Annotated in this window: 17 protein-coding genes; 4 read left to right on the top strand and 13 right to left on the bottom strand. The window is 41.6% G+C overall.

What is annotated here, in order from left to right:
• The first annotated feature begins 170 nt into the window (after positions 1 to 170).
• Positions 171 to 1,610 (top strand): carbon starvation protein A, encoded by a 1,440-nt coding sequence (locus GFB48_RS14645; protein ID WP_163937375.1) that lies wholly within the window; start codon positions 171 to 173, stop codon positions 1,608 to 1,610.
• A gap of 38 nt (positions 1,611 to 1,648) precedes the next feature.
• On the opposite strand, the gene GFB48_RS14640 is transcribed toward GFB48_RS14645, so the two are convergent.
• The gene (locus GFB48_RS14640) at positions 1,649 to 2,002 is read right to left on the bottom strand and encodes a DUF4440 domain-containing protein (protein ID WP_163937372.1); all 354 of its coding nucleotides are present in this window, start codon (positions 2,000 to 2,002) and stop codon (positions 1,649 to 1,651) included.
• A 13-nt stretch (positions 2,003 to 2,015) separates the two neighbouring features.
• Complete coding sequence (locus tag GFB48_RS14635; RefSeq protein ID WP_163937370.1) at positions 2,016 to 3,398, bottom strand: PhoH family protein; 1,383 nt, start codon at positions 3,396 to 3,398, stop codon at positions 2,016 to 2,018.
• 402 nt (positions 3,399 to 3,800) lie between these two features.
• Between GFB48_RS14635 and GFB48_RS14630 the strand changes: the two genes are divergently transcribed.
• Entirely contained in the window at positions 3,801 to 4,397 is a 597-nt protein-coding gene (locus tag GFB48_RS14630) for a Yip1 family protein (RefSeq protein ID WP_163937367.1), read from the top strand.
• 67 nt (positions 4,398 to 4,464) lie between these two features.
• On the opposite strand, the gene purF is transcribed toward GFB48_RS14630, so the two are convergent.
• The 11 genes from purF to GFB48_RS14575 form a co-directional block, all read right to left on the bottom strand.
• Complete coding sequence (gene purF / locus GFB48_RS14625) at positions 4,465 to 5,979, bottom strand: amidophosphoribosyltransferase (RefSeq protein ID WP_163937363.1); 1,515 nt, start codon at positions 5,977 to 5,979, stop codon at positions 4,465 to 4,467.
• Between the two features lie 36 nt (positions 5,980 to 6,015).
• Positions 6,016 to 6,504: a CvpA family protein gene (locus tag GFB48_RS14620; protein ID WP_163937460.1), complete on the bottom strand. Its 489-nt coding sequence runs from the start codon at positions 6,502 to 6,504 to the stop codon at positions 6,016 to 6,018.
• A gap of 101 nt (positions 6,505 to 6,605) precedes the next feature.
• Positions 6,606 to 7,172, bottom strand: a complete 567-nt coding sequence (locus GFB48_RS14615) for an SPOR domain-containing protein (RefSeq protein WP_163937361.1) — start codon at positions 7,170 to 7,172, stop codon at positions 6,606 to 6,608.
• A 3-nt stretch (positions 7,173 to 7,175) separates the two neighbouring features.
• Positions 7,176 to 8,444, bottom strand: coding sequence for a bifunctional tetrahydrofolate synthase/dihydrofolate synthase (gene folC, locus GFB48_RS14610; protein ID WP_163937358.1), 1,269 nt, complete (start codon positions 8,442 to 8,444; stop codon positions 7,176 to 7,178).
• 7 nt (positions 8,445 to 8,451) lie between these two features.
• On the bottom strand, positions 8,452 to 9,303 hold the full coding sequence (gene accD / locus GFB48_RS14605; RefSeq protein ID WP_163937355.1) for an acetyl-CoA carboxylase, carboxyltransferase subunit beta: 852 nt from the start codon (positions 9,301 to 9,303) through the stop codon (positions 8,452 to 8,454).
• A 151-nt stretch (positions 9,304 to 9,454) separates the two neighbouring features.
• Positions 9,455 to 10,273, bottom strand: a complete 819-nt coding sequence (gene truA, locus GFB48_RS14600; protein WP_163937352.1) for a tRNA pseudouridine(38-40) synthase TruA — start codon at positions 10,271 to 10,273, stop codon at positions 9,455 to 9,457.
• Positions 10,274 to 10,400: 127 nt separating this feature from the next.
• Positions 10,401 to 11,969, bottom strand: coding sequence for a FimV/HubP family polar landmark protein (locus GFB48_RS14595; protein WP_163937349.1), 1,569 nt, complete (start codon positions 11,967 to 11,969; stop codon positions 10,401 to 10,403).
• Between the two features lie 170 nt (positions 11,970 to 12,139).
• Positions 12,140 to 13,156 carry an aspartate-semialdehyde dehydrogenase gene (locus GFB48_RS14590; protein ID WP_163937345.1) on the bottom strand — a complete coding sequence of 339 codons (1,017 nt, stop codon included), beginning with the start codon at positions 13,154 to 13,156 and terminating at the stop codon, positions 12,140 to 12,142.
• Position 13,157: 1 nt separating this feature from the next.
• Positions 13,158 to 14,273, bottom strand: a complete 1,116-nt coding sequence (locus tag GFB48_RS14585; RefSeq protein WP_163937342.1) for a 4-phosphoerythronate dehydrogenase — start codon at positions 14,271 to 14,273, stop codon at positions 13,158 to 13,160.
• A gap of 779 nt (positions 14,274 to 15,052) precedes the next feature.
• Positions 15,053 to 15,673, bottom strand: a complete 621-nt coding sequence (locus GFB48_RS14580; RefSeq protein WP_163937339.1) for a GNAT family N-acetyltransferase — start codon at positions 15,671 to 15,673, stop codon at positions 15,053 to 15,055.
• Positions 15,674 to 15,845: 172 nt separating this feature from the next.
• A complete protein-coding gene (locus GFB48_RS14575; protein WP_163937336.1) occupies positions 15,846 to 16,220 on the bottom strand; it encodes a DUF3192 domain-containing protein in 375 nt (124 codons plus the stop codon).
• Positions 16,221 to 16,358: 138 nt separating this feature from the next.
• On the opposite strand from GFB48_RS14575, the gene GFB48_RS14570 reads away from it, so the two are divergent.
• On the top strand, positions 16,359 to 16,649 hold the full coding sequence (locus tag GFB48_RS14570) for a hypothetical protein (RefSeq protein WP_163937333.1): 291 nt from the start codon (positions 16,359 to 16,361) through the stop codon (positions 16,647 to 16,649).
• On the top strand, positions 16,642 to 17,415 hold the full coding sequence (locus GFB48_RS14565; protein WP_163937330.1) for a Zn-ribbon-containing protein: 774 nt from the start codon (positions 16,642 to 16,644) through the stop codon (positions 17,413 to 17,415). The genes GFB48_RS14570 and GFB48_RS14565 overlap by 8 nt, the downstream gene beginning before the upstream one ends.
• Positions 17,416 to 17,538 lie beyond the last annotated feature (123 nt).

The raw sequence follows: 17,538 nt of genomic DNA, 5'->3' as shown, positions 1-17,538 counted from the left end.
AGGTTAACTTGCAATACTGTGATAAAAAGCGCCTTCTGGCGCTTTTTTGTTAACTGTAACTATTTCCCCAATTTTTTCATTGCTCAAGATCACATTTTGCCAGCGACAACCTGATATTTAGTTCCTAAAAAAAATACAATAGCGCCATTATTTATATGAGGTTTTTAATAATGAGCTGGTTCTTATTATGTGTAGCTGCCCTTATTGGTGGTTATTTTATTTATGGTGCTTTTGTAGAAAAAGTATTTGGCATAGACACTAAACGCCAAACCCCTGCTTACACTAAGCAAGATGGTGTTGATTATGTACCAATGAGTACCAGTCGCGTTTATTTAATCCAACTATTAAATATTGCTGGTGTCGGTCCTATCTTTGGCCCAATTATGGGTGCACTGTATGGCCCAGCCGCAATGATTTGGATTGTATTAGGCTGTATCTTTGCTGGTGCCGTACATGATTACTTCTCAGGTATGTTATCGGTTCGCAACCAGGGGGCTTCTGTACCAACCATGGTTGGTAAGTACCTAGGCAACACCGCTAAATACATCATGAACGCCTTTGCCATCGTCCTTTTACTGCTTGTTGGTGTCGTGTTTGTATCAGCTCCAGCCGGCCTGTTAGCTAACCTTACTGGCGTTTCTGTTGGCATCTTAGTGGTTGTCATTTTTGCTTACTACTTATTCGCCACCATTGTGCCTGTAGACAAAATTATCGGCCGCCTATACCCATTCTTTGGTGCTTTATTAGTATTTATGTCATTGGGTCTCACTATCGCACTTATGGTTTCTAGTGAACATGCGGTACTGCCTGGTTTTGAAATGAGCCAGCTGATGACCAATATGAACCCGAACGATATGCCATTATGGCCAGCACTATTTATTACCATTGCTTGTGGTGCGGTGTCAGGTTTCCACGCAACACAATCACCGCTTATGGCTCGTTGTATGGAAAATGAAGCCAATGGTCGTTTCGTATTCTACGGTGCCATGATTGGTGAAGGTGTGATTGCGCTAATTTGGTGTGCACTCGCATTATCATTCTTCAATGGTGTTGAAGGCTTGAATGAAGCGCTTGCTAATGGTGGCCCATCTAATGTTGTTTATTCTGCATCAACCGGTCTGCTCGGTGCGGTAGGTGGTATTGTTGCTATCTTAGGGGTAATTGTTCTGCCTATCACCTCTGGGGATACCGCTTTTCGTAGTGCACGTTTAATTTTATCTGAGCTATTTGTTGTTTCTCAGGAAAAATTAAACAAACGCATTATGATGGCACTGCCTTTATTCGTCATTGGCGCTATCCTAACTCAAGTCGACTTTGGTGTGATTTGGCGTTATTTCGGCGTAGCAAACCAAGCGACAGCAACGGTGATGCTATGGACCGCAACTGCTTACCTACATGGTAAAGGCAAGTTCCACTGGATCACCACGATTCCAGCACTGTTTATGAACTCAGTCATTTTCACTTTCATCCTAAACAGCAAAACCCTCGGTTTTGGCAATGAAATGACCGTATCGACTATTGCTGGTGTTGCTGCGAGTTTAGTTATCATGGCAATCGTACTGCTACGAAGCAAAAGCCACAACGTTGATGCCCAAGCTGAAACGGCCTAATTAAAAAAACAGCCCAGTATTAACTGGGCTGTTTTGTTTTAGGCGCTAGTGCCTTGATGAAAAATCAACTGCCATTGGTCGCCATTAGCCCGCCATAGCGAACTTCTTAAAGAGTTTTCAAACTCTGTTTGACCGGCCTGTAAAGTCTTAGCCTGGTAACGCACCTGATATAAGTCACTGCTTAATTGAACACAATCAAACTGCTCAACTTTGATATAAGGTGGATTTTCAAGCGGCATTCTCTTCACCACATCGCTCTTATTGTAAATGCTTCCCGTGATTGAAAACTCACAATAATCATCGGCGAGTAATTTTGATAATGCTTGACCGTCCTTTCTGATCACTGGCTTAAAAAGTTGTTTCTCAAGATCTATTATTTGTTGTTTTACCATTATTCGTTACCACTTAGAAATATTTTTCGGTGAACTCAGCAAGTGAACTGCGCTCGACTTCATCAAAAATCAAAACACTGCCCTTTTCATAATCTCGAAATACATTCACTGCTGCACTGGCACCTGAACTTGCCGGGCTTACAAATTTATCATCAATTTGAGATAAATTGCCACAAACGACGGTTCGACAATTTCTGCCACCGCGGGATAACATCCCTTTCATTTGTGCTCGGGTCATGTTCTGAGCCTCATCGATGATCAATACCGCATCATCAATAGAGCGACCTCTAAAATAAGCCATAGAAGTGAACTCTATATTCGCTCGTTCAATAATATGCTCAATTGTCGCAGCAATATTTCTATCATCATTGTTATCGGTGTGCATTGATATTAAAGCGTCGGTGATCCCCGCCAGTAAAGGTAAAGATTTCTCTTTTAAATCCCCCGGCAGATAGCCAGGATCATCATCCATAAAGTCACGGCTTCGAACCACGACAATTTTCTTGTACTGACGCGTTTCTAATACTTGATGCAAAGCAGCGGCGAGGGCTAAAAAAGTCTTACCAGAACCTGCGGGACCTAACAAAATATTTAAATCAAAATGAGGATCGGTTAACTGACTAAGGGCAATAGCTTGACGTGGGTTTTTAGGGCTTATGCCCCATACTTTGTCTTGCTTTCTGGGTAACAGCTTAGTGTAAACATGCTCATTAGTGACTTCGCTTATATAACCAATATGACCTTCTTCATCATACCAATACATATTAAACTGAGCATCGCCATTAAATACTGATCGTGCAAAACGATAAATCTCTCCACTAAGGGAGAACCCCTCTAAATCAGAAGCCCTATCAAATAAATTACCTTCAAAGCTCTGCACTCCACAATACAGCAGGTTAATGTCTGATATTTGCTCTTGGGCGTCAACATCTTCACTGTCTACACCAATGGTTCTTGCTTTGAGGCGCATATTAATATCGCGGCTAACAATAGTAACTTCGCGGCCTAAACTATTTTGCAAATGTAAGGCGTAGTTAATAATTCGGTTATCAGCATCACTACCAATACCATGCTTGAGGCTTTTGGCGATGGGTAACTCGGTATCAATACCAATAAACAACTTAGGGCCATTAATGCCTTTGTCTTTTTGCAGAGCAATTCCCTGCTCTAATTCATTAGCTCCATAGCCATTGACAATATCTTCGAGCATTCTGATCACTACTCGCGCATCCGCGCTTACTGACTTATCTCGTCGCTCTTTAAGATTGTCAAGTTCCTCCAAAACGGTCAAACACACATAAATATCAGATTGGTAACTCCACAGTGAATTGGGATCGTGGACAAGTGCTGAGGTGTCTAATACTCGGGGATTAGAGTTGCTAGTTTGAAGACGCATGTTGACCTCCTTAAGCAGTGCTGGGCGATTGAGAAGACTTTCTCAACCCTCATTTTTAAGCTACAGAGTTCATTAGCAGAAGTAAACTCAGACACCGAAATAAGGATCTTTGTGCGAATTACTAAAGTAATGAAGCACAAAACACTGGTAGGTCATGATAAAGCCAACATCAATCAGTTAATTTGACCATTTATAAGTGCATTAATTCAATCTAGATCAACAGAAAGTTTTACAAGTGAATATTGTTCAACTTACCCCTTGACTTGGTGTGATTTTTAATCAATAAATGGTAGGTGAAGCTCTATTACCGATTTGAATAACTTATTTATTTTCAGGTAAGGCAGGTTTTTGGTTCGTCTGCTGTATCGACGAGATATTAAACGAACACAAGGATTATGTTATATGCAAGTAACTCATTTATGGGGTCTTTATCACCACCCTAAAGGTGAATGGCAACAAATCAAACAACAACAACAAAGTCTTCTTCACCCTTTATTACATGTCATGCTGTTAGCACTGATCCCACCTATTTGTGGGTATGTCGCCAGTGTATACATAGGCTGGGACCTCGGCGCGGGTGATGCCATCAAATTAACCAGCTCAAGTGCTCTAGCCATCGCTATTGCAATGTATTTTGCTTTACTCGCTGGCGTGGCCACACTGACCTACTTAATTCATTGGATGGCCCCAACATTTGGTGCCTCTCCTTCAAAAGTACAAGCCCTAGAACTCGCTTGCTATACGGCTACGCCAATTCTGATGGTGGGTGTGGGAGCATTATTACCACAACTTTGGTTCTTAATGCTAATTGGTCTCGCTGGGATCACCTATTCGGTGTACCTGCTCTACAGTGGCGTCCCCATTATGATGGATATTCCTTATGAGAGAGGCTTTATTTATGCAAGCTCTATCGTAACTTGCGCACTGGTATTGACCGTGGCCATTTTAACTGGCTCAGTGATTTTATGGAGTTTTGGTATTGGTCCAGTGATCAGCTAATAAAAATCACTTATGCAGATAGTAAAACACCCGCACGAGCGGGTGTTTTTATTTGAGCTTTAGAGCTTTAAGGGTGACAAACGTTATGCAGTTCTAGATTGCTGCTATTTTCTCTACTGACTAATTTAGCATCGTCGTTACGCATAGCAGTCAAATAATCTAGATAGCTCTGATCCACATCTTGAGTGATATACACCCCATCGAATACTGAGGTTTCAAAACCATCAATATTCGGGTTTAACTCTTTCACTGCTGCCACAAGGTCGGTTAAGTCTTGGAAAATAATGCCATCAGCACCAATAATTGCACCAATTTCATCGGTATCGCGACCATGTGCAATCAACTCATTGGCCGTTGGCATATCAATACCATAAACATTAGGAAAACGAATTTCTGGTGCCGCAGAGGCAAAATACACTTTCTTAGCACCAGCTTCTCTCGCCATTTCAATAATTTGCTCAGAAGTGGTACCCCGTACAATTGAATCATCGACCAGCAGTACGTTTTTACCTTTGAACTCAACATCAATGGCATTCAATTTGCGTCGAACCGAGCGCTTACGCTCCTGTTGACCTGGCATAATAAAGGTACGGCCAATATAACGGTTTTTTACAAAACCCTGACGATAGGGCTTTTCAATTTGATTAGCAATCTCTAACGCGATATCGCATGAGGTTTCTGGAATGGGGATCACCACATCAATATCAAGATGACGCCATTCTCTTTTGATCTTTTGACCAAGTTTCACCCCCATGTTAACCCTTGAACCGTATACCGAAACCCCATCAATCATAGAATCTGGTCTCGCAAAGTACACATACTCAAAGATACAAGGATGCAAGGTGGCTTGGGTGCTACATTGTTGTGAGAACAACTGCTTATCTTCAGTGATATAGATAGCCTCTCCAGGAGCAACATCGCGCAAGTATTTAAACCCAACCGCATCTAGCGCGACGGTTTCAGAAGCCACCATGTACTCAATACCATCTTCAGCAGTCTCACGCTTACCTAAAACAAGCGGACGAATACCAAACGGATCTCTAAAGGCAACCATACCTTGGCTGACTATCATTGCCGCCACGGCATAACCACCGCGAGCAATCTGATGTAAATTAGAAATGGCGTTAAACACATCTTCAGGGCTAAGTTGATTGCCTTGAATGTTTTGAATTTCTGCCGCCAGTAAATTCAAAAGAATTTCTGAATCAGAAGTCGTATTAATGTGACGACGCTGGGTGATTAAGTGTTGTTTTAACTCTTTTGCGTTAGTTAAATTACCATTATGGGCGAGGGTGATCCCAAAAGGTGAATTCACGTAAAAAGGCTGCGCTTCTGAGGCACTTGAAGAACCCGCTGTCGGATAACGAACATGGCCGATACCTGTGGTTCCTTGTAAACGCTGCATATGTTTAGCTTCAAAAACATCTTTTACTAAACCATTAGCTTTTCGTAAGCGAAATGCGTCATTTTCAATCGTTACTATCCCTGCCGCATCTTGACCACGATGCTGGAGGACGGTCAAAGCATCATAAATGGTTTGATTGACACTATGGTTAGCAACTATTCCAACTATGCCACACATGAAAGCACACCTTATTTTTATTTGTATTTATCTAGTTTAGTACTTCGGTAACAAACTAGAGTTTTGTTTCATTAAATCAAAAAACCACTCAACCACTACCGACAACTCAGGAATTAACACTGATTGTTGCCACCACTGGGACTGGTTTGCTGGAGTAAGGGTATCAAGAAAAAGCAGCATCAAACTGGTAATTAGCACGCCACGGATGGCACCAAAACATAGCCCCAAGACTCGATCAGTCCCAGATAGACCGGTTTTGATAACCAATTGTCCAAGGATATAATTAACCATGGCGCCGATGATTAGCGTTGCTATGAATAATATGCCAATGGCCGACGCTGTTCTAACTGTGGGATTATCGATCTGGGTAAGGTGGACAGACAAGTCTTCATAAAAACGGCTTGAAATAATAAAAGCAGTAATCCAAACCACCAAAGACATCGCTTCTTTAGCAAAGCCTCGCACTAAACTTACCAGCGTAGAAATTGCAATAATGCCAATAATGAGGTAATCAATCCAAACCATCTGCATATCATTTTCCTTGAAATTTGCGGCATTTTAGCTAGGTTAATTGAGAGTTCCTAGCTAACAATTTTCATGTTGTTATTTACTCTATGATCCTTGACTTAACGGACCAACTCAGGTTGATAAGCCACGATTATTGGCTTAGTTGAGAAATCCTTAGCCAACACATCAAGATAAGGCTCTAATTTATTTCTATCTATATTCGGTCCCACAAATACTTTGTTCCACTGGCCATCAACCGGCACCAAAGGCAAGGTATAGACTTTAAATTGTCTTTGCTTCAAAGAGGCCACTAGGTTGTTTACGTTATCAACGCTTTTGAATGAACCTAATTGGATTGTCCAAGCAATCTCAGTTTGAGCAGCGACATCTTGTTTGCTTTGTGATTGTTGCCCATCAGTTTCAGTAGTGCTGTCAGAGCTATCCGTGCCCTTATCAGCATTGACGACTTCGGTCACTTGTTGCTGTGGCGCTTCAAACTCATCCTCGAGTTGCTGGAGTTGTTCAACGATTTGGGGATCTTTATCAATCCCAGGCCTAAGTGGAATAACAGTAAACTCTCCTTCTTGGGATACTTTTTTACTATTAAGCAAATCCGGCAAGATGATCACTGCTAATGCGGCGATGACAACTATCCCTACTAACCGATTTTGAAATGCACTAGACACTGGTTACTCCCTCAAAAAATGCGCTTTAAACTCTGCCACAGTATAAAATGAGCCAAATATCAGTACCATATCATCTTGACACAGTTGTGGCTTAAGCCGCTCCCATGCCGAGGCTACATCTTGATAAATATGAGTATCAAGATCTCCACTATGCTGAGCACACAATGCTTGTTGTAATTGCTCCGCTGTGGCACTTCTGTGTGTTTGTAGGCTCACTAAATGCCAACTGTCGATGTGGTCATTTAGTAAAGATAACACTTGCTGATAATCTTTATCTTTTAACATGCCACAAATCCCATAGGTTCGTCCACTCACCTTGGGCAACTGCTGCTTTAAATAAGCAGCGGCATGGGGATTATGGGCGACATCTAGCAGCACCGAAGGTTGCTTAGATAAATATTCCATTCTTCCCGCTAGTTTAGCAACTTCAAGCCCTTGCTTTGCATGCTCTAGCTGTAAATTGGGGATCAAGAAATGGCAAATAGCCAAAGCCGTTGCCGCATTGGCTAGGGGTAATTTAGGTAACGGTAGCTGTGACCAATGTTGATGCTCAAACTCAAAGGCCCAATGGGAAGACTGCTCAACATAGTTAAAGTCATGACCGACTAAATAGAGCTTGGCACCTATGTCATCAGCATAGTCAATCACTGTCTGCGGGCACTCTGGTTCGCCAATAATCAGTGGTTTGTTAGCGCGAGCGATGCCGGCTTTTTCATATCCCACTTTTTCACGGGTATCGCCTAAGTACTCAACATGGTCAAGACCAATTGAGGTAATCGCGGCGCAATCGCTCTGCACAATGTTGGTGGCATCTAAACGGCCACCCAAACCAACTTCTAAAATGAGGACATCTGGTTGTTGTTGTCTGACTAATTCTAACGCCGCTAGCGTAGCAAACTCGAAGAAAGAGAGTGCTCGATCTGCCCTTGCCTTTTCAACCGTAATAAAAGCACTGATGTGTTGGGCATCGTATAATTCTTCCCCATTGATCCTTAAACGCTCTCGATAATGTTCAAAATGAGGTGAGGAATAAACAGCAACACTGTGACCTTTTGCTAAGCATAATTGCTCGACCATAGCGCAGGTTGACCCTTTACCATTAGTGCCTGCAACGGTAACAACCTTAGTATTTTCAAAATGGGTTAAGCCCATTTCCTGAGCGATATCCGTAATACGCTCAAGGCCAAGATCAACTTCGATATTGTGTAGGGATAACAAATGATCAAGCCAGTCGCTCATGGACTGGCTTGTTAATGGTGCTTTAGGAGTCATTAGTACCTTAGGCAGCTGGCAAATTTTGGAACTTACGAAGCAGTCTTGAAAGCGTATCACGCATTTCACGACGGTCAACGATCATATCAATAGCACCTTTTTCTAAAAGGAATTCACTACGTTGGAAACCTTCAGGTAGCTTTTCACGTACGGTTTGCTCAATAACACGAGGACCAGCAAAACCAATTAAGGCTTTTGGCTCTGCAATATTAATATCACCGAGCATCGCAAGGGAAGCCGATACACCACCCATAGTTGGATCTGTTAATACCGAAATGTAAGGAATGCCGCGGTCACTCATTTTAGCTAAAGCTGCAGAAGTCTTAGCCATTTGCATAAGAGAGAATAGCGCTTCTTGCATACGGGCACCACCAGAAGCAGAAAAACACACCAGTGGGATGTTCTTAGCAAGTGATAGCTCACAGGCTTTAATAAAGCGTGCACCCACCACTGATGCCATTGAACCGCCCATGAAGGCAAATTCAAAGGAAACAACAGCAACTGGCTGGCCATTCAAAGTACCTTCAGCGGCGATCAGAGCATCTTTTTCTTTAGAAGCTTTCTGAGCTGCAGATATTCTATCTTTGTACTTTTTAGAATCTTTAAATTTAAGTAAATCTTGAGGCTCTAGCTCCTCACCAATTTCTTTGAATGAGCCTTGGTCAAGCAGCGCCAGCAAGCGTTTACGAGCGCCAATGCGCATGTGATGACCACATTTCGGGCACACTTCTAAATTCTTTTCTAAATCAATTCGATAAAGAACTTGCTCACATGAATTACATTTGCTCCAAATCCCTTCTGGAACCTTAGAAGCACCGCTGCCTTTATTTTTTGATAATATTTTTTCTAGCCAACTCATTATAAAACTTCCTAAATACCTGCCTCAAAAAGAGACTATAAATAGGCGACTAAGATTAGCAAATACTAACCCAGAGATCACACCTATCAAAATCTGCCCGTATTAAAGCATAAAAATTCAAAGCAAGCACATCAAAACTGGTCATACCCTATCAATTACCAGGCTGAAACTGATAAGCATATAAGTTTTCTGGGAAAAACAATGGTCCCGTAGCCATTTTAGGTAGCTCAAATTGGGCTGGATAAGTCACTGAAACTAAGTAAAGCCCATTGGGTTTGGCCGTTGGTGCGGCTAAGTCACGATTCTTTGCCTCTAAAACCGATTTAAACCAAGCGGCATCTTTATTACCTGAACCGACCTCTAATAATGAGCCGACAATATTTCTGACCATATGGTGTAAGAATGCATTGGCACTAATTTCAACCACCAAATAGTCACCATGGCGAGTCACTTGTACATGATGAACATTACGAAAAGCGGAGTTAGATTGACATTGGGCAGCCCTAAAGCTGGTAAAATCTTGTTCACCAATAAGCACTTGAGCGCATTCATGCATTAACTCAGCATCCAATGATTCATAATGGTGGGTCACTCCGGATTGCATGATTCCGGGTCGCAATGGCTTATTAGAAATAACATAACGATATTTTCTCGCGGTGGCACTAAATCGCGCATGGAAATCAGCATCAACCTCTTTCGCCCATTTTATTGCGATATCAGCAGGTAAATTGGCATTAATTCCCATAGTCCAAGCTTTTAGTGGACGCACCGCATTGGTTTCAAAATGGATCACCTGATTGGTAGCATGAACCCCCGCATCGGTTCGGCCTGCACATTGCAGTTCAATGGGCTCATTCGCAACCGTAGATAGTGCCTTTTCCAATCGAGCTTGCACTGTATCGACTTCTCTTTGGCGTTGCCAACCGTAATATTTGGAACCATCATATTCCAAACCTAAAGCAATTCTCATTTTCTTTCCAACAACTTAAAACAGTAATTTTATACTATGGAGCAGAAATAGAAAAACCCCTTGAATAAGGGGTTTACTATCGAAAGGTTATTTAGCTATTAGCTAACCAATTAAAAGTGATACTCAGCTACTTGTTTAAACTCACTCTTAGCTCTTGAGCCTCAATTTTTTGCTCATCGGAACCCATACTCTCAACTTCCTCAAGCAAGCTTATGGCATTATCAATATCACCAATTTCAATGTAAGCTTTGGCCAGATCAAGTTTCGCATTGATACTATTTTCGGTTGAATCGACATCAACTACAGGCTCTTTTTCGATTAACTGTTCGATGTTGCTAAAGTCGATGTTTACTTCATCATAGGGATCTTTTTCTAACTCGACTTCTTTGGTCTCATCAAGCAGTTTTTCGATATCAATAAATTCTTGTATATCCTTTTGCTCAGACATATCAATCTCCTTATCCTCAATGCCTACTGGCTCAACATCATCTAAGTCATCTATTGCTAATGGCTGATATTCATCACTTTGCTCAAGTTCAATATCAACGGCTGATTCTGATTCTGATTCTGATTCTGAGTGATTTTCATCATTGGTTAAATCTTCTTGTTTAACCTGCTCTTCAATCCCCATCGCTTCTTCCCAAAGGGCATCTAACGAACGAGTATCTTCCATTGAAAAAGCATCAACCGCTTTCTCATTTTCGATATCAGTAAGAGTGTCACTATCGAGTTTTGCCTCTGGCGGCGTTATGCTCTGCTCCGCTGTCGACTCTTCAGCAACCACAGTGTCAAGTTGCGCATCTTCTGCGTCTGGCTGTTGCTCATTTTCTTGTGCCGATTCCTGTGTGAGTTCATCAGTTTCTGGCAAAACCGTTAGATTCTGTACGGGTTGTTGAGTCTGTAACTTCTTCCAAATTAATAATGCAATCGCAATCACGATTATCATCATCAAAGCAATGACCAGCACTATGTTATCAAGTAGGTTTTTCCATAAACCGCCTTTTTTAGCTTGCAGAGCATAAGAGTCGAGTTCATTTTGAATATCTGCCATCCTACTGGCAAGTTGCTTACTCTTTTCATCACTGATCAACGCTTTAGCTTCAGCCTGTTCAATAAGCGCTTCTGAACTTTCAACTCGAGTTAATAAGTTATATTTTTGTTGCTCCAATATTTGCAATTGTTGTTGCAATTCTTCGGTATTGGCAACATGTTCTTGCTGAAGTTGTTCTAATTGTTGCTGTTTTTCTTCTAATTGTGCTTTTAAAGCGGCCACCTCAGCTCTCAGATTCTGCTCTGATTTAGATGGTTCAAGTGGGATCTTAATTGAAGGCTTTAAAGCTTTGATCGCTTTGATTTTAGCCGGATTAATTTTGGCGGTAGCCGATATTTTTTCATCGTTAGGAATCGATAGAATCATGCCAACTTCTAGGGCATTAATATCATTATTCAAAAAAGCATGGGGATTTGCTTCATAAATAGCAGCAAGTGTTCGGTAAACATTAAGGTCATGGGCTTTGGCATGTTTAAATGCGATGCTCCATAAGGTTTCGTCTAGTAGTGTTGGCCCATATTGCTTGGCTGGTACTACTTTGGTTTCACCATTAGGACCAATAATACTGATGTTATTTGCATTAGCTACTAGAGGTAAACTGACTGCGAGCCACATCCAAAAAATGGCTTTCCCTAGTTTGTTCATAAGGCTTCCCTTTAAATCATTAAGCACAGGTTAATGTACACAATCTTTAACAATACAGCTACATTAAAAAAGCTCACTTTGAAAAAGTGAGCTTTTTTACATTTCCCACTTATGTGCCTTCAGTGAACTAACAGCGGCATAAATGGTATATCGACATTTTTTTTGAAAACTTAATAATAGTTTGCGATTAACTCTTCAGCGATTTGAATGCTATTTAAGGCGGCGCCTTTACGGACGTTATCTGCGACCACCCAAAGGTTTAAGGCATTGTCACGATGTAAATCTGCTCGAACACGACCTACGTGAACTTTATCCACACCAACGGCATCACCCACCGCTGTTGGGTAATCACTATCATTGGCTTGTAATACGATGCCAGGGGCGTTACTTAATAACTCTTTTGCTTCTGCCACATCAACCGGTTGAGTCGTCTCAATATGTAAAGCTAACGAGTGACCGTAAAAAACTGGCACTCGAACGGCCGTTGGATTTACCTCTATCGACTGATCAGAAAAAATCTTATGGGTTTCATTGACCATTTTCATTTCTTCTTTGGTGAAACCGTTGTCCAATATCTCATCGATTTGAGGGATCACATTAAAAGCAATTTGGCGGCTAAAGGTTTTGGCCTCAACGGGTTGCCCCTGCAGTAACGTAGTGCATTGAGACGCGAGTTCACTGATCCCACTATTACCAGCGCCTGATACCGATTGGTAAGTGGCAACATTAATTCTTTCAATTCCATATCTATCGTAAATTGGCTTCAGTGCAACTAGCATCTGAATAGTAGAACAATTTGGATTACTAATAATATTATGATTTCTAAATTCCACTAAAGCAGCTGAGTTAACCTCTGGGATCACCAAAGGAATATCATACTCTTGGCGGAATTGGGAAGTATTGTCAATCACCACCACCCCGGCCTCTGCCGCGATAGGCGCCCATTTCTTTGATGCTTCTGAGCCGGCACTAAAAAAAGCAATCTGTACCTGAGACCAATCAAATGTTTCTACATCGATAATTTCAACGTCATCGCCTTCAATTTCTACGGTTTTTCCAGCACTTCGTGAACTGGCAAGTGGAAAGATATCTGCAAAGGGAAAATTCCTCTTTGGTAGCAATTCCAGCAAAGTTTTGCCTACGGCACCGTTTGCACCAAGGATTGCAACATTAAATAATTGGCTCATTCTAGCCCCTTGTAAATCCGAAATTAAATAAGTATTCAAGCTCTGCAGGCAGGCTTGTTTGGTCAATAGTAATAGCCGAAAATTCTCGTCTATAAGTATGTTTCTTTCTTAATTGGTCAAAGCCACCAGGGCGGCATGCGTATTGCCTAAATAACCAATCATCGTGTTTGATATCATAGCCCAAATTGATTAGAGCATTTAACTGTCGCAGATCTAATGGCCCTGTAATGGCCACTTTAGGGATCCCCGCCCCAGGTAAAAGAGAGGCTAAGCTTGGTGTTGCTGGCCAATCATAAAAACCTTGCAACCAATCATAAAGCATGAGCGTTCCCCTTGCTTTACCTTCAACGGAATAACCCGCTATGTGGGGAGTGGCAATATCCACCAGTGGAATAAGTTCAGGAATAGGGTTAGGTTCATTATGCCAAACATCTAAGACTAATTTGGCTTGGGGACGCTTGTGCTTCCAGTCTAAAACCGCCTGATTATCGATGACATCGCCACGACAACAATTAATGAGCCAAACATCTTGCGCCAGCGCCTCGAGTTGTTGCGCATCAAACATATGAAATGTTTCATCTGTTAACGGCACATGTAAACTCAGCACATCAGCTTCATTGATGAGAGTTTGCCAATCTTGATAATCATTATCTGGATCCGTATTGGCTTTGTATGGATCATACAACAAGGTCTCAATCCCAAGCGCTTGGTAACATTTTTGAGCCGCTGAACCGGTGTTGCCAAGACCGATAATGCCCACTTTTTTATCCTGAGGCTGGGTTTGAGTGCGTTGGCATAATTCTAAAAAGGCGGTTACCGAGTACTCGCCTACCCCTAGAGCATTACACCCAGGTGCGTTACTGTAAGCGATGCCGCGCTGTTGAAGCGCATTGGTGTCCAAGTGATCCATACCAATAGTCGCAGTACCAACATATTTTAATTTGTTGGCCAGTTCGAGTAAGGTTTCATCGACGACAGTCACTGAACGAATTAATAAAATATCAATATCGATAAGATCAGTAGCTTTGATATTACGACCATTTTTTGTTATGACCTCAGCCAGAGGTGAGAAAATCTGCTCGGCATAAGGCATATTTTCATCAATTAGGATCTTCATGGTAATTGGCAAGCGCTTGGAAAAGAGATGAATTTTAGGTTAAATTGCGGCAAATAAAAAGGGGAGACAGATACTGCCTCCCCATTTATTTTTTATGTTAAGCATTCCAGCTATTATTTATGCGCTCCTTGCCCATCCTTGCGTAAACTCATCCTGAGTTCATCCTAGATTCCAAATCCTATTGGAATGATTGTTAAGCTATCCCGCTATAATTTTGCTTCCTGCCCATCCATGCGTTATCACTATCCATAGTGAGTCCAAGTTCCCTATGCGATCCATCCTAGACCGAAACTCTTCCTGAGCTATTCATTGCAATACTATCCTGTATTGGAAATCCTTTAGCGTCCTGTTAACCATACTAATCCATTAGTATCTGCTGTCCATTGCTGCAAAGTCCTTGCAAAGTGGCTCCGCCACCATTAGGCATCATGCCTAAGCGTTGTAAACGCTGTTAGTTGATCCATCACCTTAAAATTAGACTGTCCTTTTGTCTTCTTTAAGAATTCCGTCTCCCTAACCACAAAATCAATTGTAATGATTAAACGGCTACCATCCACCTGGGAAAACTTTTATTTATGATTATCGTTAAATAGCAAAACAACCATAAAAAACATAAAGCATTGAAATTAAAGGGGTTTAATTAAATATTTCTATTTATCTCAAGCTTTATCGCCGAAAATATTACAACCTTGTGAGAGATCGCTTACAACAATGACTGACAATTTCTGAATTTCATACGGGTAAACCTAACAATAGGCTCACAAAAAATAAACCTAATGCTAAATTTCACTTAACAATAACTCACCTGCTACCGCATCAATAACAAATTGCCCTTCAGAGTGAAAACCATTATTCAAAAACAGTGATAACGGCCCGCCCTCAGGGACAAAAACCGCCAAAGCTTGGCCAGCGGCATATTTACGACGCCAATGGTCAGCGGTCTTTAATAATTGCTCTCCAATTCCCCTACCTTGATAGTGTGGATCGACAGCAATGAAGTGCAATAGTGAGTAGTCGACATCTTTTAGCCTATCTTTAAGGAGCTGCTCTTTGGCCATTAACTCTTTGGTTGAATACCAACCCGCACCAATCATCATTTTGAGTCGCCAATGCCATTGCCTATCGTCTCCTAAACAATAATATTCATCAGCGATGGCGGTTAAAGCAACCAGCTTGTGCTCCTGAAAAATACCAATTAAAACCTGTTTTTGTTGCCACAAAGATTGCAGCTCTTCACGAATAGCGGCCCTAAGCTTTTGTTTGTATTGCTCAGGGTTTTCATCGGCTAAAATTTGTTTAAATAAAGGATCGTCCTGATAGGCATTAAACAGAATAGAAGCCGCAACGCGATGATCATCAGGAGTTAAGAAACTTGCAGTGAATGCTGAAATACTATCCATGGTAGACTCTTTTTTTTAATTGTTTAACATAAAAATAACAAAGCCGGAGTGTATTTAGCAACATCAATTTTAATGGCTCCCCAATAAACTCAATGTTGAAATTAACACCGAAAAAAATAGCCCATAAATATTAGTCTATTTATGGGCTATGAAAGGGAGATGGGCAAAGCAGTTAGTGATTTCTTACTCGATGGTAAGCCGTTTCACCAAAGCCTGTTAACACGTTATCAACCAGCACCACAGGCGTGCATTCGTCTTTCGTGGTTTCACCGTCACCGTGTTTATGTTGGGTACGGTAGAACCAAACTTGTACAGATTGCTCACCATTATTAAAAATCTCATTCAGATCAGGCGCCCCCATCAATGCTTGCACCTGCTCAGTAGTCATCCCTACCTTTAACTGAGAAAGATTGGCTAAATTTTCCGCTTGTTGAACTTTCCAATCATTAGATTCGTGGTATTTATCGCCACCAACATGAACCACACAGCCTGATAATAATGCTGTGGCTAAAAATAAAGTGACTATTTTAGGTGAATGAGTTTTCATTGTTGTTTCCTTAACATATATAATGATTCACATTATGTTATAAGCAGTAGTTGTGCCAAAACATAAGCCACTGAATTTATTGCATTTTAATTTTTACAGCACTTTTGTTTAGCTAACTTTTAGGAAATTTAACTACTAATGAGTCAATTACAACAAGTTCTATTAACCTGCCAACTCATTGAACAGAAAGGGCTTAATTTAGCTGTTGCGACCGTTAAAGCCCACATCGCTCAACCCACAGCGTTGCCTATTATCATCCAAGGCATTCAAGCGTATAAAGCAGGCTCAAGGGCAGAAGCGCCCCTACAGAATCAAGCCCCTGCCCCAAAATTGGATATCACTCAAGAGCAACTGGTTGAAAAAGTGCTGCAATTAGAAGCGACGGTAAAACAGCTACAAGCAAAATTAGAGTCCCTATCCAATGTATAGCGCTGAAATTCATTTCGAATGTTACGCCGACACCACCATTACGGCAGTAGAGCAAGCGATCAATTTTTTACTTGAAGGCTATAGAAATAACGGTCAAATACTTGGGCGTGAATTTCCGATTGCCGCCCAAGGTGCTGAATTTAAAGTCCGAGTGTTACTGCCTGACGAAGATGCGCTCAAACCCAGCAATAACAGTCCTTGGGTAAAAGTCGCTTTAGAGCGGTTAAAGAATGCAAAATTATTAAGCCCCCGCAGTCGGATCTTAGGGCTTGACCTAAACTCGCAAACGGCCACCGAATTGCCGATTCAATGGCAAGTACTTTATACCAGCTATGTTCATAACTGTTCGCCATTACGAAATGGTGCCGACCTAATGCCAATTCCCCTTTATAAGATCCCAGCGACATTCAACGGCGACCATAAACAAATTATTCGCTGGCAAACCCAGTGGCAAGCCTGTGATGAACTGCAAATGGCCGGTAATAATAAAGCTGAATTTGCCGCCCTAGATGAACTTAAAGAAATTGACAGTGATCTATTCAGGCAGGGTTGGGATTTACGCGGCCGCATTGAGTACCTGACGAAAACCCCGACGTATTACTACCAATATCAAGTGGGGGGCCAATCATTAGCCGAACAAAAGCAAAGACCTTGCCCCAAATGCGGCAATCCACACTGGTTACTGGAACAACCGTTACTGGATATCTTTCACTTTAAGTGTGATGACTGCAGAATCGTATCGAATATTTCTTGGGAATACGTTTAGCGCCAAAATTTTAGGTGTCCAAGCATATGTCTAATACGCTCACCTAGCCCCATATTGGCTTGTGGTGGTTGCTCAAGTTGTTGTTCAAATTGCTGTTCTAACACCAATCTTGGGGATATCTGA

This window comes from Paraferrimonas sp. SM1919, from assembly GCF_010993985.1.
Classification (GTDB): domain Bacteria; phylum Pseudomonadota; class Gammaproteobacteria; order Enterobacterales; family Shewanellaceae; genus SM1919.
This window is presented reverse-complemented; position numbering and strand designations above follow the sequence as displayed.

Excerpts from the sequence above, each read along its gene's own strand:
- GFB48_RS14645 (WP_163937375.1), top strand. The coding sequence starts at position 171 with ATGAGCTGGTTCTTATTATGTGTAGCTGCCCTTATTGGTGGTTATTTT.
- GFB48_RS14640 (WP_163937372.1), bottom strand. The coding sequence starts at position 2,002 with ATGGTAAAACAACAAATAATAGATCTTGAGAAACAACTTTTTAAGCCA.
- GFB48_RS14635 (WP_163937370.1), bottom strand. The coding sequence starts at position 3,398 with ATGCGTCTTCAAACTAGCAACTCTAATCCCCGAGTATTAGACACCTCA.
- GFB48_RS14630 (WP_163937367.1), top strand. The coding sequence starts at position 3,801 with ATGCAAGTAACTCATTTATGGGGTCTTTATCACCACCCTAAAGGTGAA.
- purF (WP_163937363.1), bottom strand. The coding sequence starts at position 5,979 with ATGTGTGGCATAGTTGGAATAGTTGCTAACCATAGTGTCAATCAAACC.
- GFB48_RS14620 (WP_163937460.1), bottom strand. The coding sequence starts at position 6,504 with ATGGTTTGGATTGATTACCTCATTATTGGCATTATTGCAATTTCTACG.
- folC (WP_163937358.1), bottom strand. The coding sequence starts at position 8,444 with ATGACTCCTAAAGCACCATTAACAAGCCAGTCCATGAGCGACTGGCTT.
- accD (WP_163937355.1), bottom strand. The coding sequence starts at position 9,303 with ATGAGTTGGCTAGAAAAAATATTATCAAAAAATAAAGGCAGCGGTGCT.
- truA (WP_163937352.1), bottom strand. The coding sequence starts at position 10,273 with ATGAGAATTGCTTTAGGTTTGGAATATGATGGTTCCAAATATTACGGT.
- GFB48_RS14595 (WP_163937349.1), bottom strand. The coding sequence starts at position 11,969 with ATGAACAAACTAGGGAAAGCCATTTTTTGGATGTGGCTCGCAGTCAGT.
- GFB48_RS14590 (WP_163937345.1), bottom strand. The coding sequence starts at position 13,156 with ATGAGCCAATTATTTAATGTTGCAATCCTTGGTGCAAACGGTGCCGTA.
- GFB48_RS14585 (WP_163937342.1), bottom strand. The coding sequence starts at position 14,273 with ATGAAGATCCTAATTGATGAAAATATGCCTTATGCCGAGCAGATTTTC.
- GFB48_RS14580 (WP_163937339.1), bottom strand. The coding sequence starts at position 15,673 with ATGGATAGTATTTCAGCATTCACTGCAAGTTTCTTAACTCCTGATGAT.
- GFB48_RS14575 (WP_163937336.1), bottom strand. The coding sequence starts at position 16,220 with ATGAAAACTCATTCACCTAAAATAGTCACTTTATTTTTAGCCACAGCA.
- GFB48_RS14570 (WP_163937333.1), top strand. The coding sequence starts at position 16,359 with ATGAGTCAATTACAACAAGTTCTATTAACCTGCCAACTCATTGAACAG.
- GFB48_RS14565 (WP_163937330.1), top strand. The coding sequence starts at position 16,642 with ATGTATAGCGCTGAAATTCATTTCGAATGTTACGCCGACACCACCATT.